The following is a 19,813-nucleotide window of genomic DNA, read 5'->3' on the forward strand; positions in this document are numbered from 1 at the left end:
GCTGTGGAGCAGCTTGGATCATCATAAGGATTAGCTGGGATCAAAATAGCATGTTATCAACAGGGGGGGATCGGTGGATAAGTTATTAAATGGATAACTAGTGGTTGATCACTGTTTAGATCCATAGTTATCCACAGAAAAAAGTTTAAAAAAAGCCCGAAATTGGTGTTTTAGGTGGCGGTATTTTATTCATCAAGGTGGTTTTTCCAGTTTTCCAGCCACTCTTCTGCTGGATCTTCTGGCACAGGATCGTGTGAAACATCGATTTCTAAGCGCTCTCCGATCCGTTTTGCACCTAACGATGCCATCAGGCTGTCGATATTCTTAGCTGCAGCACAGAAAGTATCGTAACTGCTATCACCAAGGCCGATAACACCGTATTTAACCTTGCTCAGATCGGGATGGTTCAGGGTTAGCTGTTTGACAAAGGGCTGGAAATTGTCGGGATAGTCTCCTGCACCATGAGTAGAGCAGACAATAAGCCATATCGCGGCAATATCGAGCTCTGTGAGCGTGGCTTGGTTCTCGATATTGGTATGATGTCCGGCTTGTTCAAGCAGTTCAGACAGGTGGTCAGCGACGTATTCAGCCCCGCCGAGGGTGCTACCGGTAATAAGGGTAATATGACTCATGGACTCTCTCTTTAGACGTGATGTTCATAATGAACTATACACAGGCATTGTACTGCCTAGAGAATAGGAATAAAGCCTGATCATCAGAAGGGAAAGACGTTTTGTTTGAAGGTTATGCACAGCCTGTCCCGAGGATCCGGAACAGGTTGTGATAAAGGATCGGGGAGGGGATCTATTATTTTCCGATACAGAACGAGGTAAAGATCCGACCAAGAAGATCATCCGAGGTGAACTCGCCGGTGATCTCACTGAGGTGTTGCTGAGCTAGACGCAGTTCTTCTGCGAGAATTTCGCCCGCCATATACCCTTCCAGTTGTTCTTTCCCTGTTTCCAGATGGCTAGCGGCACGCTCTAGGGCGTCAAGGTGACGACGACGGGCCATAAAGCCCCCCTCAGTGGTCCCTGCAAAGCCCATGCATTCTTTGAGGTGCTCACGTAGGCTGTCGATGCCGTCCCCTGTACGAGCTGATAGGCGGATCAGGGTTGGGTTGTTGACGTGACAGATCCCGGCCTGCTCACCTGTCAGTTCCACTTTATTACGGATAACGGTAAGCCCGAGTTTAGCTGGTAGGCGTTCGATAAACTCAGGCCAGATGTCAGCAGGATCGGTGGCATCTGTGGTGGTGCCATCGACCATGAACAGGACGCGATCTGCCTGTTGAATTTCTTCCCACGCACGTTCAATACCGATGCGCTCAACTTCGTCAGAGGCTTCACGTAGGCCGGCTGTGTCGATGATGTGCAGTGGCATGCCATCGATGTGGATATGCTCTCGCAGGACATCACGGGTGGTGCCGGCAATGTCAGTGACGATAGCACTGTCTTTGCCTGACAGGGCGTTGAGTAGGCTTGATTTACCAGCATTCGGGCGACCGGCAATCACGACCTTCATCCCTTCACGCATGATGGCGCCTTGATTGGCTTCTTGGCGTACCGCATTCAGACGGTCGATGATACCGTAGAGATCGCCTGCGACCTTGCCGTCAGACAGGAAGTCTATTTCTTCTTCTGGGAAATCAATCGCGGCTTCAACGTAGATACGGAGGTGGATCAGCGCTTCGACCAATTCATTGACTCGGGCTGAGAAGGCGCCTTGCAGTGACTTGAAGGCACTTTTTGCCGCTTCCTCTGAACTGGCATCAATGAGATCGGCAATCGCTTCTGCTTGCGCAAGATCGAGCTTGTCGTTCATGAAAGCACGCTCGGAGAATTCACCTGGGCGGGCAGGACGGATCCCATCAAGTTGCAGGATACGGCGGATCATCATGTCCATTAAAACCGGGCCACCATGACCTTGGAGTTCTAGGACATCCTCACCGGTAAAGGAATGTGGTCCTTTAAAGAACAAGGCGATGCCTTGGTCCAACGCGTTACCATCCTGATCCTTAAATGGCAGGTATTCGGCATAACGCGGCTTGAGTTCTCGGCCAGCAATGGCCAGAGCGACGTCGGTGGCTTTCGGGCCTGAGATGCGGATAATCCCCACGCCACCACGTCCGGGCGGTGTGGCTTGGGCTACAATGGTATCAGTCTGTGCGATCATAATTTTGGCTTAGCTTGGTAAATACGCGGTAATTGTAAACAGCGTAGCGGGGAATGCCTAGCTGTGGCAACAGGGTGAAGCGACAAGAGACAAAAAAGGCGACCCAAAGGTCGCCTTTTTTCAGCGCTGCATGAAGTTACTTAGACTTCGTATGCAGGCCTTTCTTTTCCAGCGAGCGGTAAATCAACGTTTGCTGGATCAGGGTAACAATGTTCGATACTAACCAGTACAGAACCAGACCGGCCGGGAAGAACAGGAAGAAGAAGGTAAACATTACTGGCATGAATGTCATGATCTTCTGCTGCATCGGATCTGTCACGGTGCTCGGGCTCATCTTCTGGATCATGAACATGGTTACACCCATCAGGATTGGCAGTACGTAGTACGGGTCCTGGGCTGATAAGTCATGAATCCAACCGAAGAATGGCGCATGGCGCAGTTCTACCGATTCCATCAGTGCCCAGTATAAGGCAATGAAGATAGGCATCTGTAGCAGAATTGGAAGACAGCCACCCAATGGGTTCACTTTCTCTTTCTTATACAGTTCCATCATTTCCTGACTCATGCGCTGGCGATCGTCGCCCAGACGTTCACGCATTGCTTGCAGCTTAGGCTGTAGCATGCGCATTTTGGCCATGGAAGTGTACTGTGCCTTGGTAAGTGGGTACATCGCACCACGGACGATAAAGGTCAGCATGATGATCGCGACACCCCAGTTGCCAACAAGGCTATGGATGAACGATAACAGGCTGTGCAGCGGGCTCGCAATGAACCATAACCAGCCGTAGTCGACAGTCAGGTTCAAGTTTGGCGCAGTGGCTTCCATCTGCTGTTGCAGTTTAGGACCAACCCACAAGGTTGCTTTTAGCGTCTGCTCTGTGCCTGGTGCTACCGTTGTAACAGGCATACGCACACCGATATAACCCTGGCCATTGCTGGTACGGGTATACAGATTGCTATCATGCTCGGTACGAGGGATCCATGCAGTCACAAAGTAATGCTGCATCATTGCAGCCCAGCCTTGATGATCGATAGTGATATTGAGGTTTTTCTCCTCCATATCTTCAAAGCTGTACTTTTTGTACTTCACGTCATCGGCAGAATACGCACCACCACGGTATGTTGGCATAGTCAGACTACCGCCGTCATCCATTAGGTTCTGCTTAAGCTGCGCGTACATCTGAACGCTTGCTGCATCTGCTGATTGGTTATCGACTGTGTATTCGACATCTACCGCGTAGCTGCCGCGTTTTAGAATAAAGGTTTTGGTGTAGTTGATGCCGTCTTTTTGGAACGTCATCGGTACACGGATTTCATCTTGACCATCTGCCAAGGTGAAGGTGTCCGCGCTAACCTTTAGCTGAGCACGACCGGCTGTGGTATCGATACCTTGGGCACCGATCAAGCCTGATTGTGCCGTGTAGCTATGGCCAGGTTGATTTTTTAGCAGTACGAACGGGTCTTTTGAGTCCAGCTCGTTGTTATAAGCTAAAAGTTTGGATTCGATGATATCGCCACCAAGCGTATCGACAGTAAGCGCCAGTACATCTGTATTGATGGTGGTAAGGTTGTTTGAAGTAACTTGGTCAGTAATAGGCTGGCCGTCATCAGAAGAATGAGAAGGAACATCACCACTGTTGTTGGCTTGTTGCTCTACACCCTGGCCTTGCGGTTGAGGGTTGCTGTCTAGGTTCCACTGTTGGAAAAGTAGAAAAGAGACAAACAGTAGGGCAATTAACAGAATATTGCGTTGGGAATCCATCGTTAATGATCTCTGTCGTTATGCTTGGTTGGCGGAACGGGGTCGTAGCCACCGTTGGTTAAAGGATGACATCTTAATAGACGTTTCGCTGCGAACCAACCACCTTTTATCGCTCCATGCGCTTTTATTGCTTCAATGGCATATTGAGAACATGTGGGGGTATAGCGACAACGGGGCCCAATAAGCGGACTTATTGCCAGTTGGTAAAAGCGGACTAGTCCTACGACTAGCCACGCGAAGGGCGAGACAGGCGATGCCATAATTTGTCTAGCAATTTGAAAAGTTCTTCATTGCTCAACTCTTGCGCACTCTTTTTCGCAATAACAACAAAATCCTTGGCTGGCAAATCGGCTTGCTTAAGACGGAAGCTCTCACGTGTGATACGTTTGAAGCGATTTCTACCTACAGCAGTTTTGATCTGTTTTTTGGGAACAGCAAGGCCAAGACGTGGATTGTCGAGGTTGTTAGGACGGGCAAGAATAGTTAAATGAGGAGAGCCAGCACGATGAGCTTGCTGGAAGACTGTTTTATAATGTTCGGGAGTTAACAAACGTAACTCCCGAGAAAAAGCGAGCTTATTCAAAATAATCAAAGATTACTTAGAAAGACGCTTACGGCCTTTAGCGCGACGTGCGTTGATAACAGCGCGACCGTTCTTAGTAGCCATGCGTGCACGGAAGCCGTGGGTACGCTTGCGCTTTAGAACTGTTGGTTGAAAAGTGCGTTTCATGGTATTACCTTAAATTAACTGATCAGTTTTTAAGTATTGTCTAGGTTTCCGACTGCGAACAATCGGCTGCCTCTAAACAAAGAGGCGGAATTGTAATCACTGGCTTTTAAATAGTCAATCATTACAACCGTAGAAACTACGGGCGCTGAATTATACTTCGTCTATCGAGGAGTGCAAGGATCCTTCGTGGATCCCGACCTGATTTAGGAATTTTTTTAACCGAGGATCGTTTGCATGGCCGAAGATCTGCTCGGGAGTGCCTTGTTCCACGAATTCTCCGTCAGCCATGAAGATCACTCTATCTGCTACTTCGCGTGCAAATTGCATCTCGTGAGTGACCACTAACATGGTTTGGTGGCAACGCGCCAGTCGTTTCATCAGGCTTAGTACCTCTCCGACCCATTCTGGATCCAAGGCTGATGTCGGTTCGTCAAACAGTAATAACTCCGCGTCTAGAGCCATCGCCCGACCGATTCCAACGCGTTGCTGCTGCCCGCCAGACAGAGCGGCGGGGTAATGATCGCCTTTATCTCCCAGACCGATGTCATCGAGGATCTGTTGAGCCCGTTGATTGGCATCATGTTTTGACCACCCTTGGACGGTGATCAGCCCTTCTGCAATGTTTTGTCGAGCGGTAAGATGGGTGAATAAGGCGTAGTTCTGAAAGACAAATCCGGTCTTCCGCCGTAGTGCGACAATCTCTTTTTTACTTGCCATCTGGCTATCGATAGTGACGTTATCAATGGTGATCTGGCCATTATCTGCGGGTTCCAACGCATTGATGCAGCGTAGTAGGGTCGATTTTCCCGTGCCTGATGGGCCGATCACCACCACAATTTCACCTTTATTAATGGTCAGGTCCAGGTTGTGAAAAATAATACTGTCGGCAAAGCGTTTGGTCAGGTGTGCTATTTTTATCATCGTGTAAAAGCCTTATTGAGTTTAGCTTCCGCCCAGATCTGTACCCGCGTCAGGAGCAGGACGACCGCCCAGTAAATCAGAGCCACAGCAAGGAAGGCTTCAAAGAACTTGAAACTGGATGCCGCTTCCATTTGTGCCTTGGCCATGATTTCTGAGACACCCAGAGTAAAGGCCAGAGAGGTAGATTTGATCATATCAATGAAATAGTTCATCAATGAGGGTAAGGCGATTCGTGTGGCTTGAGGCAGGATGATCCGCCGCATACTCTGAAGCTCTGTCATCCCGATGGCGAGGCTGGCTTCGTGCTGGCTGCGATCGATGCCGATTATCGCGGCACGGATACTTTCTGCCATATAAGCACCAAAGTGCAAGCTCAGACCAATCACCGCGGCACTGAATGCATCTAGGCCGACAAATACCGGGAATACTTGTGGTAGTCCGTAATAGAGAAGGAATAGCTGAACCAGTAGCGGTGTTCCCCGGAAAAAGCTGATATACAGCTGGCTGAGCAGATCCAGCACGGGAACGCGATAAAATCTGATCATAGCGAGTCCTACGGCGATGATCAGGGCAAACAGGGCACCCCACAATGCCATCCCCATCGTCGTACCTAAGTACTTCAACAAGATAGGTAGCAGCGATAGCATATAGTGAAAATCAAAACCCATAATCGGTGTCTTCTTTAATCAGCGGAATACGGACAAGGCTCCCGCTCGGGGGAGCCTTTAGCATATGAAGGATAGCGATAATAGGGGATTACTGCGTGATGTCGGTCGCAAACCACTTGATGGATATATCGCTAAGCGTCCCGTCTTGGCGCATAGCATCTAGCGCTTGGTTTACCTCGTTACGCAGCTTCTCGCCTTTTTTATCGTTGATGAATGGCCAACCATTCTCGATTTTTTCAAATGGTTTACCGGCCAATTGAAGTGGGAGCTTGGCTTTGTTGATCAGTGCAATAGATGAGAGCCGATCCATGACGAAGGCATCGGTTCGTCCTAGCGCAACATCTTGCTCAATACCGCTGTCGTAGGTTTTGATTGTAATGTTGCCATCGGTATCAAGTTGGTGCAGCAACTGTTCATAGTTGGATCCCAGATTTACGCCAACGGTTTTCCCTGCCAGATCGTCTATGCTGGTGATAGTACTGTTGCCTTTACGGACGACCAGTTGTGCACCGTCGATAACATACGGTTTAGAGAATAAGTACTTCGCCTGACGAGCGTCGGTCATAGTGATTTGGTTGGAGATGGTATCAATACGCCTGGTTTCTAATAATCCGAACAGGCCAGAGAAACTCGCGGTGACAAATTCGACGTTATAATCGTTACGCTTGCCGATTTCGTTCCATAAGTCGACTTCAAATCCCTGCAATTTATCTTGTTTGACGAACGTAAACGGAAAATAACGTCCTGACATACCGACTTTCACATCCGTTGCGGCGATAGCGGCTTGGCTTGTGAGCAGTGTCAGGGTAATAGCGGTCAATGACGTTCTGAGCCAAGTTTTCATCCTGTATCCCCTTTGAATTCATGCTTGATATTCTGTTTTGTGCATCCTATATGGAGATATGGTCGTTTTTTAAATAATTTAGAGTTATGTCACATAACACTTTGTTAGGCTAAGGATCCACGAATTGTTTATTCTTTTGTGGGTAAGCCGGGGTAAAAGTGTGAGGATCTAAGGTTATATTGTGCGATCCATGTGCATAAGTCTGATCTTATTCACTTGATCTGCGATCTCTTTGCTGGCGATCCTGAGCCAGCAGGTATAAAATTGCATCCCTTTTTATCTTTAGTTATTCAGTGTGGGGTCGAACTTGTCATCTTCGCTTTGGTTGCAGTGCCTTCAACGCCTTCAAGAAGAACTCCCTGCAACAGAATTCAGTATGTGGCTGCGACCGCTTCAGGCAGAGTTGAACGCCAATACGTTGACCTTGTTCGCACCGAACCGTTTTGTGCTTGACTGGGTTCGCGATAAGTATCTCAACAACATTAACCGCTTGCTGAATGAGTTTTGCGGTAATGATGTGCCGATCCTGCGTTTTGAGGTGGGCAGTCGGCCTGTCATTGCTCCACCACCGCAGCCTGTTGCAGCGGCACCCATTGTGGCACCCGTTGCCACGCCAATGATTGAAGATGATGCGCCGTCACGGCGTTGGGAGCCTGCACCCTCACCGGTCCAGCCAGAATCCCAAGCGGGATATCGCTCAAACGTGAACCCGAAGCATAACTTCAATAACTTTGTTGAAGGTAAATCAAATCAGCTTGGTTTGGCGGCTTGTCGACAAGTAGCCGATAATCCGGGTGCCGCATATAACCCCTTGTTTTTATATGGAGGGACCGGTTTAGGTAAGACGCACTTATTGCATGCGGTGGGTAATGCGATTGCCGATCGTAAGCCGAATGCCAAAGTGGTGTACATGCATTCAGAACGCTTTGTTCAGGATATGGTTAAAGCACTGCAGAATAATGCGATTGAAGAATTTAAGCGTTATTACCGTAGTGTGGATGCGTTGTTGATCGATGATATTCAGTTTTTTGCTAATAAAGAGCGTTCACAAGAAGAGTTCTTCCATACCTTTAATGCGTTGCTTGAAGGTAATCAGCAAATTATTTTGACGTCTGATCGCTATCCTCGCGAAATCAACGGGGTCGAAGATCGCCTCAAATCTCGTTTTGGTTGGGGACTGACCGTCGCCATTGAGCCGCCAGAATTGGAAACTCGTGTAGCGATTCTGATGAAGAAAGCAGAAGATCACCATATCCGTCTGGCTGATGAAGTGGCATTTTTCATTGCTAAGCGTTTACGATCCAATGTCCGTGAGCTGGAAGGCGCACTTAACCGTGTTATCGCTAATTCTAACTTTACGGGCCGAGCGATTACGATTGATTTTGTTCGTGAAGCGTTACGAGATTTGCTGGCGCTCCAAGAAAAGCTTGTCACTATCGACAATATCCAGAAGACAGTGGCAGAGTACTATAAGATAAAGATGGCGGATATGCTGTCCAAGCGCCGTTCGCGCTCGGTTGCCCGTCCTCGTCAGATGGCCATGGCGCTCTCAAAAGAACTCACTAATCACAGTTTGCCGGAGATCGGTGATGCGTTTGGTGGTCGAGACCATACCACGGTGCTGCATGCTTGTCGTAAGATCGAGCAGCTTCGTGAAGAAAGCCATGACATCAAAGAAGATTATTCCAACCTCATTAGAACACTGTCGTCATAATATGAAATTTACCATAGCACGCGAACATTTATTGAAACCCCTACAGCAGGTCTGTGGTGCACTGGGCAGTCGTCCATCATTACCGATCTTGGGTAACATATTGCTGGTTGTTGAGAATGGATGCCTGTCGATGACGGCGACTGATCTCGAAGTGGAAATGATTGCCCGGCTTGCACTTGAAGGGGATGCAGAACCTGGGGCGGTGACGGTACCGTCACGTAAATTCCTTGATATTTGCCGTGGTTTGCCTGATAGCGCCAATATTGTGGTATCGCTGGAGGGGGATCGAGTGATCATTCGCTCTGGTCGCAGCCGCTATACGTTATCGGTATTACCTGCGGTGGATTTCCCTAACATTGAAGATTGGCAGAGCGAGGTTGAGCTGACGTTAGCGCAAGGTCAAATGCGTCAGTTGATCGACAGTACCCAATTTTCGATGGCTCATCAGGATGTCCGTTATTATTTGAATGGGATGCTGTTTGAAACTGACGGTAAATTGTTGCGGTCGGTTGCGACTGATGGCCACCGTATGGCGGTGTGTGCGATTGCGCTGGAGCAGGAGATGCCTGCGAAGCAGATCATTGTTCCGCGTAAAGGGGTGATGGAGCTGATGCGCCTGCTGGATTCACCAGATGCGAGCGTCTGTATTCAGATTGGTCACTCAAATATTCGAGCTGAAGTGAACAATTTTATCTTCACGTCGAAGCTGGTTGACGGCCGTTTCCCTGACTACCGTCGAGTATTGCCGCAAAACAGCAATAAGATCGTTGAAGCGAGCTGTGATGAATTGCGTAAGGCGTTCTCACGTGCTGCTATTTTATCTAATGAGAAATTTCGCGGCGTGCGTGTGAATTTGTCATTGGGTGAAATGCGCATTACCGCTAACAACCCTGAGCAAGAAGAAGCGGAAGAGTTTCTGGATGTGGACTATCAAGGCGATGCACTCGAGATCGGCTTTAATGTCAGTTACGTGTTGGATGTGCTCAATACCCTTAAGTGTGAGCAAATCCGCTGGTCGTTGACGGATGCCAATGCCAGTGCCTTGCTGGAAGATAGCGCCAATGGTGATGCCATGTATGTGGTGATGCCAATCAGGCTATAAGGCATGGCTCTTACTCGTCTTATTGTTAAAGATTTTCGAAATATTGAAGCCTGTGATTTGACATTGTCGGCAGGCTTTAATTTTCTGGTCGGTGCTAATGGCAGCGGCAAAACTAGCGTGCTTGAAGCGATTCATTTTCTGGGTCACGGGCGTTCGTTCCGTAGCCATCTGACTGGCCGGGTTATCCGCCATGATCAATCTGAACTGTTTGTACACGGTCGACTGCAGTTGCCTTCGTCTTCTGAGTTGCCTGTTGGGATTAACAAGAAGCGTGATGGTAGCACCGAGCTGAAAATTGCCGGAGAGGGGAGCCAAAAGCTAGCGCAGTTGGCTCAGGTATTGCCTTTGCAATTGATCACCCCAGAAGGGTTCGATCTGCTTATTGGTGGCCCTAAGTACCGTCGGTCATTTATTGACTGGGGCGTTTTTCATGTTGAACCGCAGTTTTTTCATGCTTGGAGCCGGGTCAAACGGTTAACGAAGCAGCGCAATGCGTTGTTGAAAACGGCTCGTAGTTATCGAGAATTAAGTTATTGGGATCAGGAGCTAGCGACACTGGCGGAAGCGATCAGTGGTTGGCGGAGTGATTACCTTGAGGCGGTAAAACGCAAAGCGGCTGAAATATGCCGTGGTTTTCTGCCTGAATATGAGATCCAACTTGGGTATTACCGAGGTTGGGAAAAAGAGACGCCCTATGCTGAACTATTGAGCCGTAATTTTGAGCGTGATAGTCAGCTAGGTTATACCGCAAGTGGACCGCATAAGGCTGACTTGCGGGTCAAAATTGCCGGTACGCCGGCGGAAGACGTTCTTTCCCGTGGTCAGCTTAAATTGATGGTATGTGCCTTGCGACTTGCGCAAGGGATCCATCTCACTGAGGTGACGGGGAAGCAGTGTATCTATTTAATTGATGATTTTGCTTCCGAGCTGGATAGCCATCGTCGTGGTCTATTGGCACAACGGTTAAAGGAAACTAACGCCCAAGTGTTCATCAGTGCGATCAGTATTGACCAGATAGCAGAAATGCAAGACGAAAATGGCAAGATGTTTCATGTGGAACACGGTAAAATAACCGCAGGATAAATTAAGCGAGAGTAACTCAATGTCCAACAACTACGATTCATCAAGTATCAAGGTACTTAAAGGCCTTGATGCGGTACGTAAGCGCCCAGGGATGTACATTGGCGATACCGATGACGGTACTGGCTTGCACCATATGGTATTTGAGGTCGTCGATAACTCTATCGATGAAGCTCTTGCTGGTCACTGTGAAGATATTGTTGTCACCATTCATGAAGATGGCTCAGTATCGGTAAGCGATGATGGTCGTGGTATCCCTACTGAGATTCATGAGGAAGAGGGTGTATCTGCTGCCGAAGTGATCATGACGGTATTGCACGCCGGCGGTAAGTTTGACGATAACTCCTATAAAGTTTCCGGTGGTTTGCACGGGGTCGGTGTTTCTGTTGTGAACGCCTTGTCTGAAAAAGTGGAGTTAACCATTAATCGTGGTGGTGAAATTCACCAGCAGATCTACCATCACGGTGAACCTCAAGCACCGCTTGCGGTAATCGGTACAACGGACAAAACCGGCACTCGCATCCGCTTCTGGCCAAGTGATCTGACTTTTACCAACATTGAATTCCATTACGAGATTCTGGCTAAGCGCTTGCGTGAATTGTCATTCCTTAACTCTGGCGTATCAATCAAATTGATTGATGAACGCGAAGAAGGAAAAATGGACCACTTCATGTATGAAGGTGGTATTCGCGCGTTTGTTGAACACCTTAACCGTAATAAAACACCTATCCACCAGAAAGTATTCCATTTTGACACCGAGCGTGATGACGGTATTTCCGTTGAAGTGGCAATGCAATGGAATGATGGTTTCCAGGAAGGGGTGTACTGTTTTACCAATAACATTCCACAGCGTGATGGCGGTACTCACCTTGCTGGCTTCCGCGGCGCTCTGACTCGTACCCTGAACTCTTTCATGGATAAAGAAGGGTATTCGAAAAAAGCCAAAACAGCGACGTCTGGTGATGATGCGCGAGAAGGTTTGGTTGCGGTTATTTCAGTAAAAGTTCCTGATCCTAAGTTCTCTAGCCAGACGAAAGATAAGCTGGTATCAAGTGAAGTGAAGACTGCCGTTGAATCGGCCATGAACGAAAAGTTTGCCGAGTTTTTGCTAGAAAACCCTGGTGATGCCAAAATCGTCTGTACGAAAATTATTGATGCATCCCGTGCCCGTGAAGCTGCTCGTAAAGCACGTGAAATGACCCGTCGTAAAGGCGCACTCGATTTAGCGGGTCTACCCGGTAAACTGGCCGATTGTCAGGAAAAAGATCCAGCCCTTTCTGAACTATACATAGTGGAAGGGGACTCTGCGGGCGGTTCTGCCAAGCAGGGGCGTAACCGTAAGAATCAGGCTATCTTACCGCTGAAAGGTAAGATCCTAAACGTTGAGAAAGCGCGTTTTGACAAGATGTTGTCTTCGCAGGAAGTGGCAACGCTGATCACCGCAATGGGTTGTGGTATTGGCCGCGATGAATATAACCCTGATAAGTTGCGTTACCACAGTATCATCATCATGACCGATGCCGACGTCGATGGTTCGCACATCCGTACGTTATTGTTGACCTTCTTCTACCGTCAGATGCCAGAGCTAATCGAACGTGGCCATATCTTTATTGCCCAGCCACCACTGTACAAAGTGAAGAAAGGTAAGCAAGAGCAATACATTCAAGATGACGAAGACATGAGTCAGTATCAAGTTGCTTTAGCTCTGGACAATGCTGCGTTGTTTACAGCTGAAGGTGCGCCAGCGATTTCTGGGCAGTCTTTGGAAGATTTGGTGAAGCAGTATAACAGTGTCGGTAAGCTGATTGAGCGCATGAGCCGCCGTTATCCAACATTGCTACTGACAGAGTTAACTTATCAACCACGATTGAACATTGATGCTCTTGCCGATCAAACGGGTGTTGAGGCATGGTTGGCACCGTTAGTTGAAGCTTTGAATCATAAACAATCGGGTGAAAGCCAGTATACGTCCTCTGTCTTCCGTGATGAAGAACAAGGGGTGTGGCTGCCGAAGATCGTTGTTCGTACACACGGTGTAGAGTATGAGTATCCACTAAGCTTCGACTTCTTTAACTCAAAAGAGTATAGCAAGTTGGCTGATCTCTCTGAAGCGTTATGCGATTTCCTTGAAGAGTCAGCATACGTGCAGCGTGGCGAGCGTAAGCAACCAGTGGTGAGCTTTAAAGAAGCACTTGATTGGTTGATTAAAGATTCTCGTCGTGGCCTAAGTTTACAACGATATAAAGGTCTGGGTGAGATGAACCCTGAGCAGCTATGGGAAACCACGATGGATCCTGAATCTCGTCGTATGCTGCAAGTAACCATTAATGATGCCGTGGCAGCCGATGAGCTGTTCACTACCTTGATGGGTGATCAGGTTGAACCGCGTCGTAACTTCATTGAATCTAATGCTCTCAATGCAAATCTAGATATCTAATTGTTTCGATAATTCCCAGAATGAAACGCCACAATGTTTGTGGCGTTTTTTTTGCTCTTTTATCGGTATTTGATTGCCAAGAGTTGGAAAGAACCGAGGTACCCCTTATATCTTGTTATGAAGGGTCAGGTGCCAAACGTTGGGCCTGTGTTCGGCTTGTCCAAAGAGGAAAGTCACTTCATGTTAATCTATCAATATGCTATTGCTTCATAGGAAGGATAAGATTATGCGTAACCTTGATTTCACTCCACTATACCGTTCTGCAATTGGGTTTGATCGTCTGTTCAATCAGATGGAACAAAATGTGGCAAACAACAATGGGGGATATCCTCCGTATAACATTGAGCAGCAGGATGAACACCATTACCGCATCACCATGGCTGTGGCAGGTTTTACAGAAGAACAACTCGACATCACGCAGCAACAGAATAAGTTGATTGTGCGTGGGACTCGAGAGGCACAAGCAGAAGATAGCCGTCAGTATTTGTATCAGGGTATCGCAGAGCGTGATTTTGAGCGAAAGTTCCAGTTGGCGGATTTCGTGAAAGTTATTGGCGCTGCAATGGAGAATGGCTTGCTGCATATTGAATTAGAGCGTGAGATCCCTGAAGCACAGAAGCCGCGTAAGATAGCCATTAATGGTAATCATATTCTCGATGATGAATAAATAAGCGTCTGGTTAAGTCCAGAACGATCCCGTTGTGAAATGAAAGGTCAGCAGATGCTGGCCTTTTTTGTGGCTGATTATTATAGGTAAGAGAAGGAGAGTATTACGGTGGTTTCACGTGAAACATTTTCGTGGACAGTCAATATTCGGGGCGGGGTAATGAGATGGTATGCTGGCGGAAAAGAAGAAGCGGCCATTGACCGCTTCTTTGGTACCCGACAAAAGTCAGTGTTGCGCGTAGGCTTTTTCAACTTCTTCGGCAATGATTGCAATACCGCGTTGCATCACATCGTCTGCCTGGACGTAGTTCATACGCAGGCATTCATGGCTATGCTGCCATTCATCTTTAAGGCCTATAAAGAAATACTCGCCAGGAACAACCAGTACTCCACGTGCTTTTAGGCGCTGATACAGTTCTAGGGTGCTGATCGGCAAATCCTCAAACCATAGCCAGAGAAAAATAGCGCCTTCTGGTTTGTGGATCCTGAACTTGGGGGCAGTGATCATCTGCTTTAGCAAATCGACCGCCTGTTGTGATTTTCGCAAATAGAATGGTTTGATGACATCTTTGCTCAAACGAAGCAGATCGTCTTGTTCTATCATTTTATTGACCAGCGCTGGGCCGACGCTTCCAGGCGCGAGGCTGAGCACGCCGTTCATGTTGGCTATCGCCGTGGTGATTTCTTCATTCGCAATAATGATGCCACAGCGTACGCCTGGCAGGCCTAGCTTGGACAGGCTCATGCACAGAATGGTGTTATCATTCCAAAATGGAGTGACATCTTCAAAAATGATATCTGGGAAAGGAGTGCCATAGGCATTATCGATAATCAGCGGGATTTGATGTGTACGAGCCAGTTGATCAAGGTGAGCTATCTCTTTATCGGTCAGCACATTGCCTGTTGGGTTGGTTGGCCTGGAGGCACAAATTGCGCCGATACAGTCATCCACTTCAAGGGTGTTGAAATCAACGTGGTATTTAAACTGTCCATCGTCCAGTAGGCAGATCTCAGGTCGGTAGGAGGTAAACATCTCTTCACTCAGGCCTGAATCGGCGTAACCGATATACTCCGGAGCCAGTGGCAGCAAAATTTTCTTATGCTTTCCATCTGATGATTCACCCGCCAGTAAATTGAATAAATTAAAAAAGGCACTCTGGCTACCGTTGGTCAGGGCGATGTTCTTGGCCGAAATCTCCCAGCTATAGCGTTGCTTGAGCAGATCTGCAAGGGCATGAAGGAATGTGTCCTTGCCTTGAGGGCCATCATAGTTGGTTAGCGCTAGGGTCAGTTCACCCGTTGCGGCCATATCACCACAGAGCTGATTGAAATAGGTCACCATTTCTGGGATCTGGGCAGGATTTCCACCTCCTAGCATGATGGCACCCGGAGTGCGGAGGCCGTCGTTAAGATCATCCATGAGTTGCGTAATACCAGAGTAGCGGGCGAACTTGTCACCGAATGTAGAAAACTCCATTTTTTACTTCTGACCTCGGTCTGCTGTTATTTGGGTTATATTGTTATGGTGTGTTTTGTGTACTATGTTGTGTTCTGCATCAACATACCTCAATGCTCGGGGGAGGAAAAGCATTGATATGAGGTTGTGTCTGTTTGTGTTTCACGTGAAACAAGTGCGGAATGACGATGAGCGGTTTTGGGGATAGATTGCGAATCTGGTACTGGGCTGAATAAAAAAAGCCCCGGAATAATCCAGGGCTGTTAATTACGGTAAGGTAAGTTTATTTCTGTAGAAGCGAAATATCAGCAACCTTCAGGAACTCGTTACGTAGCAAATTAAGCATGGTGAGACGGTTTACTTTCAGCTGTTCGTCATCAGCCATGACCATAACGTTATCAAAGAAGGCATCCACTGCTTCACGCAAAGTGGCTAACTCTGACAGCGCTTGCTGGTAATCACCTACTGCAAAGACAGGTGTCAGTGACGCTAGCATGGTTTCAATATTTTGAGCCAGTGCCTTCTCTGCATCTTCAACCAGCAGATCCTGATCGATAGTATCAGGCAGTTCGCCTTCAAATTTCGCCAGAATATTACCAACACGCTTATTGGCTGCCGCCAGTGATTCGGCCGCATCCAATGAACGGAAGTGGCTAACTGCTTTAACGCGCTTGTCGAAATCAGCAGGGTATGTAGGGCGACGAGCCAGTACTGCTTGGATCACATCCACGCTGTGGCCTGCATCTTGATACCAAGCACGGAAACGACCAAGCATGAAATCGAGAACTTCTTCTTCCACATCAGCGTTAGTCAGTTTGCCATCAAGCAACTCATGCGCTTTTGCGATCAGGTCAACCAAGTCTAGGTTGTAGCCTTTCTCTACGATGATTCGCAAGATACCGAGCGCGGCACGGCGCAGAGCAAATGGATCGCTGCCTTTTGGTGCTTGGCCAATACCAAAGATACCAACAAGGGTATCTAGCTTGTCGGCCATCGCAACCGCTGAAGATACTGCTGTACTTGGCAGTTCGTCACCAGCAAAGCGTGGCATGTACTGCTCGTTCAGTGCTAGAGCAACGTCTTCAATTTCACCATCGTGGCGCGCATAGTGCATACCCATCACGCCTTGGGTATCGGTAAATTCGAATACCATTGACGTCATTAGGTCACACTTGGACAGTAGACCTGCACGTTCAGCGTGTTCAACATTGGCACCGATCTGCTGAGCAATGTAACCAGACAAAGCAGTGATGCGGTCGGTTTTATCACGTAGGCTACCCAGTTGTTTTTGGAATAGTACGTTATCTAGCTCAGACAGGCGCTCAACCAATGGGCGTTTACGGTCAGTGTTAAAGAAGAATTCCGCATCTGCCAGACGCGGGCGAACCACTTTCTCGTTACCACTGATGATTTGGCTTGGATCTTTGGAAATGATGTTAGACACGAAGATAAACTTCGGTAGCAGTTTGCCGTCAGCATCATAAACCGGGAAGTACTTCTGATCGCCTTTCATGGTGTAAACCAATGCTTCAGACGGTACTTTCAGAAATTCTTCTTCGAAAGATGCAGTCAGTACTACCGGCCACTCAACCAGGGATGCCACTTCTTCAACAAGATCATCTTCCAGATCGGCATTACCGCCAACCGCGAGAGCAGCTTGCTTGGCATCTGCTAAGATAATGGCTTTACGTGCATCGTAATCAGCCATGACCTTACCGCGCTCTTCAAGCTGTGCCGGGTATTGGTCTGCATGGTCAATGGTGAACTCTGCTTCACCCATGAAGCGGTGACCACGGATAGTGCGGCCTGATTCAACACCCAGAATAGTACCAGGGATCAATTCATCACCGAGAAGCATGGTCAGGGTTTTTACTGGACGGATAAACTGAGTGTCTTTGTCACCCCAACGCATTGGCTTAGGGATCGGTAATTTCGCAAGAGCATTAGCAGCCAGTTCACACAGTAGAGATTGAGCCGGTTGGCCTTTCACTTCTTGCTTGAACAGTAGCCATTCGCCTTTGTCTGTTACAAGGCGTTCAGCTTGTTCAACGGTAATACCGTTACCACGTGCCCAGCCCTGTGCTGCCTTCGTTGGGTTGCCGTCAGCGTCAAACGCAGCGGAAACTGCGGGGCCACGTTTTTCGACAACTTTGTCAGATTGGCCTTCTGCCAGTGCTGTTACTTTCAGTGCCAGACGGCGAGGCGCAGCAAACCATTTGATGCCCTGATGAGCAAGATCTGCAGTGTTAAGCTCTGCTTCGAAATTGTCGGCAAAGGCTTCTGCTAGTGTACGAAGGGCTTTCGGTGGCAGCTCTTCAGTACCTAGTTCAATTAGGAAATTCTTTTCGCTCATGCCGTTCCCTTACTTGTTAGTTTTACACATTGGGAAGCCTAGTGCTTCTCGTGATGCGTAGTACGCTTCTGCAACTTGCTTTGTCAGGTTTCGGATGCGTAGGATGTAACGCTGGCGCTCTGTTACTGAGATCGCTTTGCGTGCATCGAGTAGGTTAAAGGCATGACCTGCTTTTAGAATACGCTCATAAGCCGGTAGCGGTAGTGGTTTTTCTAGCTCAAGGAGCGATTGACATTCTTTTTCGCATTGGTCAAAGAAGGTAAATAGGAAGTCAACATCCGCATGCTCGAAATTATACGTTGATTGTTCGACTTCATTTTGGTGGAAAATATCACCGTAGGTCACTTTGCCCAGAGGGCCGTCAGTCCAGACTAGATCGTATACCGAATCAACACCCTGGATGTACATAGCCAAACGCTCGATACCGTAAGTGATCTCACCTGTAACCGGTTTGCATTCTAGGCCACCCACTTGTTGAAAGTAAGTAAACTGGGTGACTTCCATGCCATTTAGCCACACTTCCCAGCCAAGACCCCAGGCGCCCAGCGTTGGATTTTCCCAGTTGTCTTCCACAAAGCGGATATCGTGGACTTGGGTATCAATGCCCAGCGTTTCCAGAGAACCTAGATACAGTTCCTGGATATTATCCGGTGATGGTTTGATGATCACCTGAAACTGGTAATAGTGCTGTAGGCGGTTAGGGTTTTCACCATAACGGCCATCGGTTGGACGGCGAGAAGGTTGTACATACGCCGCTGCAATTGGCTCTGGACCCAGTGCTCGTAGACATGTCATTGGGTGGGAGGTCCCCGCACCCACTTCCATGTCTAAAGGTTGAATAATGGTACAACCCTGTTGGCCCCAGTAATCCTGCAGCGCGAGGATCATGCCCTGAAAGGTTTTAATATCGAATTTCTGCATTGTCAGCTTCGCGTGATTAATGGATTAATATTAACAAAACAGTATACCTCGCCAACCCTTGTGCTAGTAGGGCTTGTGCATGATTTTTGGCCATCTTTATTCAAATTGATTAAATTTGTTGGCGCGATGTTGGCGTAGCTGTAGCCTGAGCAGGAAATTGACATTATTCTGATAATCCGCTGAGATGGCGGGATTAAAATATTGTGATATAAAAATCAGAGCCATTGAGGTGGGGATGTCGCACTCAATGATAACGACATCACGCTGAGATAACGAAGGTAGTTTAATATGGATTTAATGATTAGCACCCAATCAAGTAAGTGGGTACGTAACTTGGTATTTGCCACGGTAACGGCTGTTATTGCGACAGGTTGTTCGACGACGAATCCGTATAGCGGACAGTCAGAAACAGCAAAAGCAACCAGTGGGAGCATCATTGGTGCGCTGGCGGGGGCGGCTATCGGTGTAGCGACATCGAGCAAGAGCGATCGCGGTAAGGGGGCTCTGATTGGCGCAGCATCGGGTGCGGCGCTCGGTGGTGGTATTGGCTACTATATGGACGTACAGGAAGCTAAGTTGCGTCAACAACTTCAATCTACCGGGATCAGCGTGACCCGTGACGGCAATAACATTGTGTTGAATATGCCTAATGCCATTACGTTTGGTTTTGATCAGACGGATTTGAGTACTCAGGCGAAGACTGCGCTGTATAACGTAGCCTTAGTTGTCAAAGAATATGACCAAACTATGCTGAATGTATATGGTTTTACTGATAGTACAGGTGCTGATGCGTACAACCTGCGTTTGTCTCAGGTTCGTGCTAGCGTGGTGAGTAATCAGCTGATGCATGATGGTGTTGCTAATAATCGTATTGTGACTAAAGGAATGGGTGAAGCGCATCCTATTGCATCCAATAGCTCTGAACAAGGCCGAGCGGAAAACCGTCGAGTTGAAATCGTCCTGACACCTATGTCTTGAGTGTGA

Annotated in this window: 18 protein-coding genes; 6 read left to right on the forward strand and 12 right to left on the reverse strand. The window is 48.0% G+C overall.

All coding sequences use genetic code 11. The features are described 5' to 3' along the window. Positions 1-185 precede the first annotated feature (185 nt). The 9 genes from mioC to L4D12_RS17675 form a co-directional block, all read right to left on the reverse strand. Positions 186-632 (reverse strand): FMN-binding protein MioC, encoded by a 447-nt coding sequence (mioC, locus tag L4D12_RS17635; RefSeq protein WP_428449144.1) that lies wholly within the window; start codon positions 630-632, stop codon positions 186-188. 175 nt (positions 633-807) lie between these two features. Beyond that, complete coding sequence (mnmE, locus tag L4D12_RS17640; protein ID WP_428449145.1) at positions 808-2,175, reverse strand: tRNA uridine-5-carboxymethylaminomethyl(34) synthesis GTPase MnmE; 1,368 nt, start codon at positions 2,173-2,175, stop codon at positions 808-810. Positions 2,176-2,311: 136 nt separating this feature from the next. Next, positions 2,312-3,937 (reverse strand): membrane protein insertase YidC, encoded by a 1,626-nt coding sequence (gene yidC, locus L4D12_RS17645; RefSeq protein WP_428449146.1) that lies wholly within the window; start codon positions 3,935-3,937, stop codon positions 2,312-2,314. Positions 3,938-3,939: 2 nt separating this feature from the next. After that, complete coding sequence (gene yidD, locus L4D12_RS17650) at positions 3,940-4,197, reverse strand: membrane protein insertion efficiency factor YidD (RefSeq protein WP_428449147.1); 258 nt, start codon at positions 4,195-4,197, stop codon at positions 3,940-3,942. Further along, positions 4,164-4,520, reverse strand: a complete 357-nt coding sequence (gene rnpA, locus L4D12_RS17655; protein ID WP_428449148.1) for a ribonuclease P protein component — start codon at positions 4,518-4,520, stop codon at positions 4,164-4,166. Before rnpA ends, yidD begins: the two co-directional genes overlap by 34 nt. Before the next feature lie 12 nt (positions 4,521-4,532). Then, on the reverse strand, positions 4,533-4,667 hold the full coding sequence (gene rpmH, locus L4D12_RS17660) for a 50S ribosomal protein L34 (RefSeq protein ID WP_082210903.1): 135 nt from the start codon (positions 4,665-4,667) through the stop codon (positions 4,533-4,535). A gap of 150 nt (positions 4,668-4,817) precedes the next feature. Continuing rightward, complete coding sequence (locus L4D12_RS17665; protein WP_428449149.1) at positions 4,818-5,588, reverse strand: amino acid ABC transporter ATP-binding protein; 771 nt, start codon at positions 5,586-5,588, stop codon at positions 4,818-4,820. Continuing rightward, a complete protein-coding gene (locus L4D12_RS17670) occupies positions 5,585-6,256 on the reverse strand; it encodes an amino acid ABC transporter permease (RefSeq protein ID WP_428449150.1) in 672 nt (223 codons plus the stop codon). Before L4D12_RS17670 ends, L4D12_RS17665 begins: the two co-directional genes overlap by 4 nt. Positions 6,257-6,344: 88 nt before the next feature. Continuing rightward, positions 6,345-7,100: an amino acid ABC transporter substrate-binding protein gene (locus L4D12_RS17675; RefSeq protein ID WP_428449151.1), complete on the reverse strand. Its 756-nt coding sequence runs from the start codon at positions 7,098-7,100 to the stop codon at positions 6,345-6,347. Positions 7,101-7,407: 307 nt separating this feature from the next. On the opposite strand from L4D12_RS17675, the gene dnaA reads away from it, so the two are divergent. From dnaA to L4D12_RS17700, 5 genes are all read left to right on the forward strand, one after another. Next, entirely contained in the window at positions 7,408-8,814 is a 1,407-nt protein-coding gene (gene dnaA, locus L4D12_RS17680; protein ID WP_428449152.1) for a chromosomal replication initiator protein DnaA, read from the forward strand. A gap of 1 nt (position 8,815) precedes the next feature. Beyond that, on the forward strand, positions 8,816-9,916 hold the full coding sequence (dnaN, locus tag L4D12_RS17685) for a DNA polymerase III subunit beta (RefSeq protein ID WP_428449153.1): 1,101 nt from the start codon (positions 8,816-8,818) through the stop codon (positions 9,914-9,916). Between the two features lie 3 nt (positions 9,917-9,919). Beyond that, positions 9,920-10,999 carry a DNA replication/repair protein RecF gene (gene recF, locus L4D12_RS17690; protein ID WP_428449154.1) on the forward strand — a complete coding sequence of 360 codons (1,080 nt, stop codon included), beginning with the start codon at positions 9,920-9,922 and terminating at the stop codon, positions 10,997-10,999. A gap of 19 nt (positions 11,000-11,018) precedes the next feature. Continuing rightward, the gene (gyrB, locus tag L4D12_RS17695; RefSeq protein WP_428449155.1) at positions 11,019-13,433 is read left to right on the forward strand and encodes a DNA topoisomerase (ATP-hydrolyzing) subunit B; all 2,415 of its coding nucleotides are present in this window, start codon (positions 11,019-11,021) and stop codon (positions 13,431-13,433) included. Between the two features lie 226 nt (positions 13,434-13,659). Beyond that, on the forward strand, positions 13,660-14,100 hold the full coding sequence (locus L4D12_RS17700) for an Hsp20 family protein (RefSeq protein ID WP_428449156.1): 441 nt from the start codon (positions 13,660-13,662) through the stop codon (positions 14,098-14,100). Between the two features lie 225 nt (positions 14,101-14,325). On the opposite strand, the gene L4D12_RS17705 is transcribed toward L4D12_RS17700, so the two are convergent. From L4D12_RS17705 to glyQ, 3 genes are all read right to left on the reverse strand, one after another. After that, on the reverse strand, positions 14,326-15,576 hold the full coding sequence (locus tag L4D12_RS17705) for a valine--pyruvate transaminase (RefSeq protein WP_428449157.1): 1,251 nt from the start codon (positions 15,574-15,576) through the stop codon (positions 14,326-14,328). A 262-nt stretch (positions 15,577-15,838) separates the two neighbouring features. Then, positions 15,839-17,908, reverse strand: a complete 2,070-nt coding sequence (gene glyS, locus L4D12_RS17710) for a glycine--tRNA ligase subunit beta (protein ID WP_428449158.1) — start codon at positions 17,906-17,908, stop codon at positions 15,839-15,841. 9 nt (positions 17,909-17,917) lie between these two features. Continuing rightward, on the reverse strand, positions 17,918-18,829 hold the full coding sequence (glyQ, locus tag L4D12_RS17715; RefSeq protein ID WP_428449159.1) for a glycine--tRNA ligase subunit alpha: 912 nt from the start codon (positions 18,827-18,829) through the stop codon (positions 17,918-17,920). Positions 18,830-19,117: 288 nt separating this feature from the next. Here glyQ and L4D12_RS17720 point away from each other — a divergent pair, with 288 nt between their 5' ends. Continuing rightward, entirely contained in the window at positions 19,118-19,807 is a 690-nt protein-coding gene (locus tag L4D12_RS17720) for a YiaD family glycine zipper/OmpA-like lipoprotein (protein WP_428449160.1), read from the forward strand. Positions 19,808-19,813 lie beyond the last annotated feature (6 nt).

The organism is Photobacterium nomapromontoriensis, from assembly GCF_050336815.1.
Taxonomy (GTDB): domain Bacteria; phylum Pseudomonadota; class Gammaproteobacteria; order Enterobacterales; family Vibrionaceae; genus Photobacterium; species Photobacterium nomapromontoriensis.

Excerpts from the sequence above, each read along its gene's own strand:
- mioC (WP_428449144.1), bottom strand. The coding sequence starts at position 632 with ATGAGTCATATTACCCTTATTACCGGTAGCACCCTCGGCGGGGCTGAA.
- mnmE (WP_428449145.1), bottom strand. The coding sequence starts at position 2,175 with ATGATCGCACAGACTGATACCATTGTAGCCCAAGCCACACCGCCCGGA.
- yidC (WP_428449146.1), bottom strand. The coding sequence starts at position 3,937 with ATGGATTCCCAACGCAATATTCTGTTAATTGCCCTACTGTTTGTCTCT.
- yidD (WP_428449147.1), bottom strand. The coding sequence starts at position 4,197 with ATGGCATCGCCTGTCTCGCCCTTCGCGTGGCTAGTCGTAGGACTAGTC.
- rpmH (WP_082210903.1), bottom strand. The coding sequence starts at position 4,667 with ATGAAACGCACTTTTCAACCAACAGTTCTAAAGCGCAAGCGTACCCAC.
- L4D12_RS17665 (WP_428449149.1), bottom strand. The coding sequence starts at position 5,588 with ATGATAAAAATAGCACACCTGACCAAACGCTTTGCCGACAGTATTATT.
- L4D12_RS17670 (WP_428449150.1), bottom strand. The coding sequence starts at position 6,256 with ATGGGTTTTGATTTTCACTATATGCTATCGCTGCTACCTATCTTGTTG.
- L4D12_RS17675 (WP_428449151.1), bottom strand. The coding sequence starts at position 7,100 with ATGAAAACTTGGCTCAGAACGTCATTGACCGCTATTACCCTGACACTG.
- dnaN (WP_428449153.1), top strand. The coding sequence starts at position 8,816 with ATGAAATTTACCATAGCACGCGAACATTTATTGAAACCCCTACAGCAG.
- recF (WP_428449154.1), top strand. The coding sequence starts at position 9,920 with ATGGCTCTTACTCGTCTTATTGTTAAAGATTTTCGAAATATTGAAGCC.
- gyrB (WP_428449155.1), top strand. The coding sequence starts at position 11,019 with ATGTCCAACAACTACGATTCATCAAGTATCAAGGTACTTAAAGGCCTT.
- L4D12_RS17700 (WP_428449156.1), top strand. The coding sequence starts at position 13,660 with ATGCGTAACCTTGATTTCACTCCACTATACCGTTCTGCAATTGGGTTT.
- L4D12_RS17705 (WP_428449157.1), bottom strand. The coding sequence starts at position 15,576 with ATGGAGTTTTCTACATTCGGTGACAAGTTCGCCCGCTACTCTGGTATT.
- glyS (WP_428449158.1), bottom strand. The coding sequence starts at position 17,908 with ATGAGCGAAAAGAATTTCCTAATTGAACTAGGTACTGAAGAGCTGCCA.
- glyQ (WP_428449159.1), bottom strand. The coding sequence starts at position 18,829 with ATGCAGAAATTCGATATTAAAACCTTTCAGGGCATGATCCTCGCGCTG.
- L4D12_RS17720 (WP_428449160.1), top strand. The coding sequence starts at position 19,118 with ATGGATTTAATGATTAGCACCCAATCAAGTAAGTGGGTACGTAACTTG.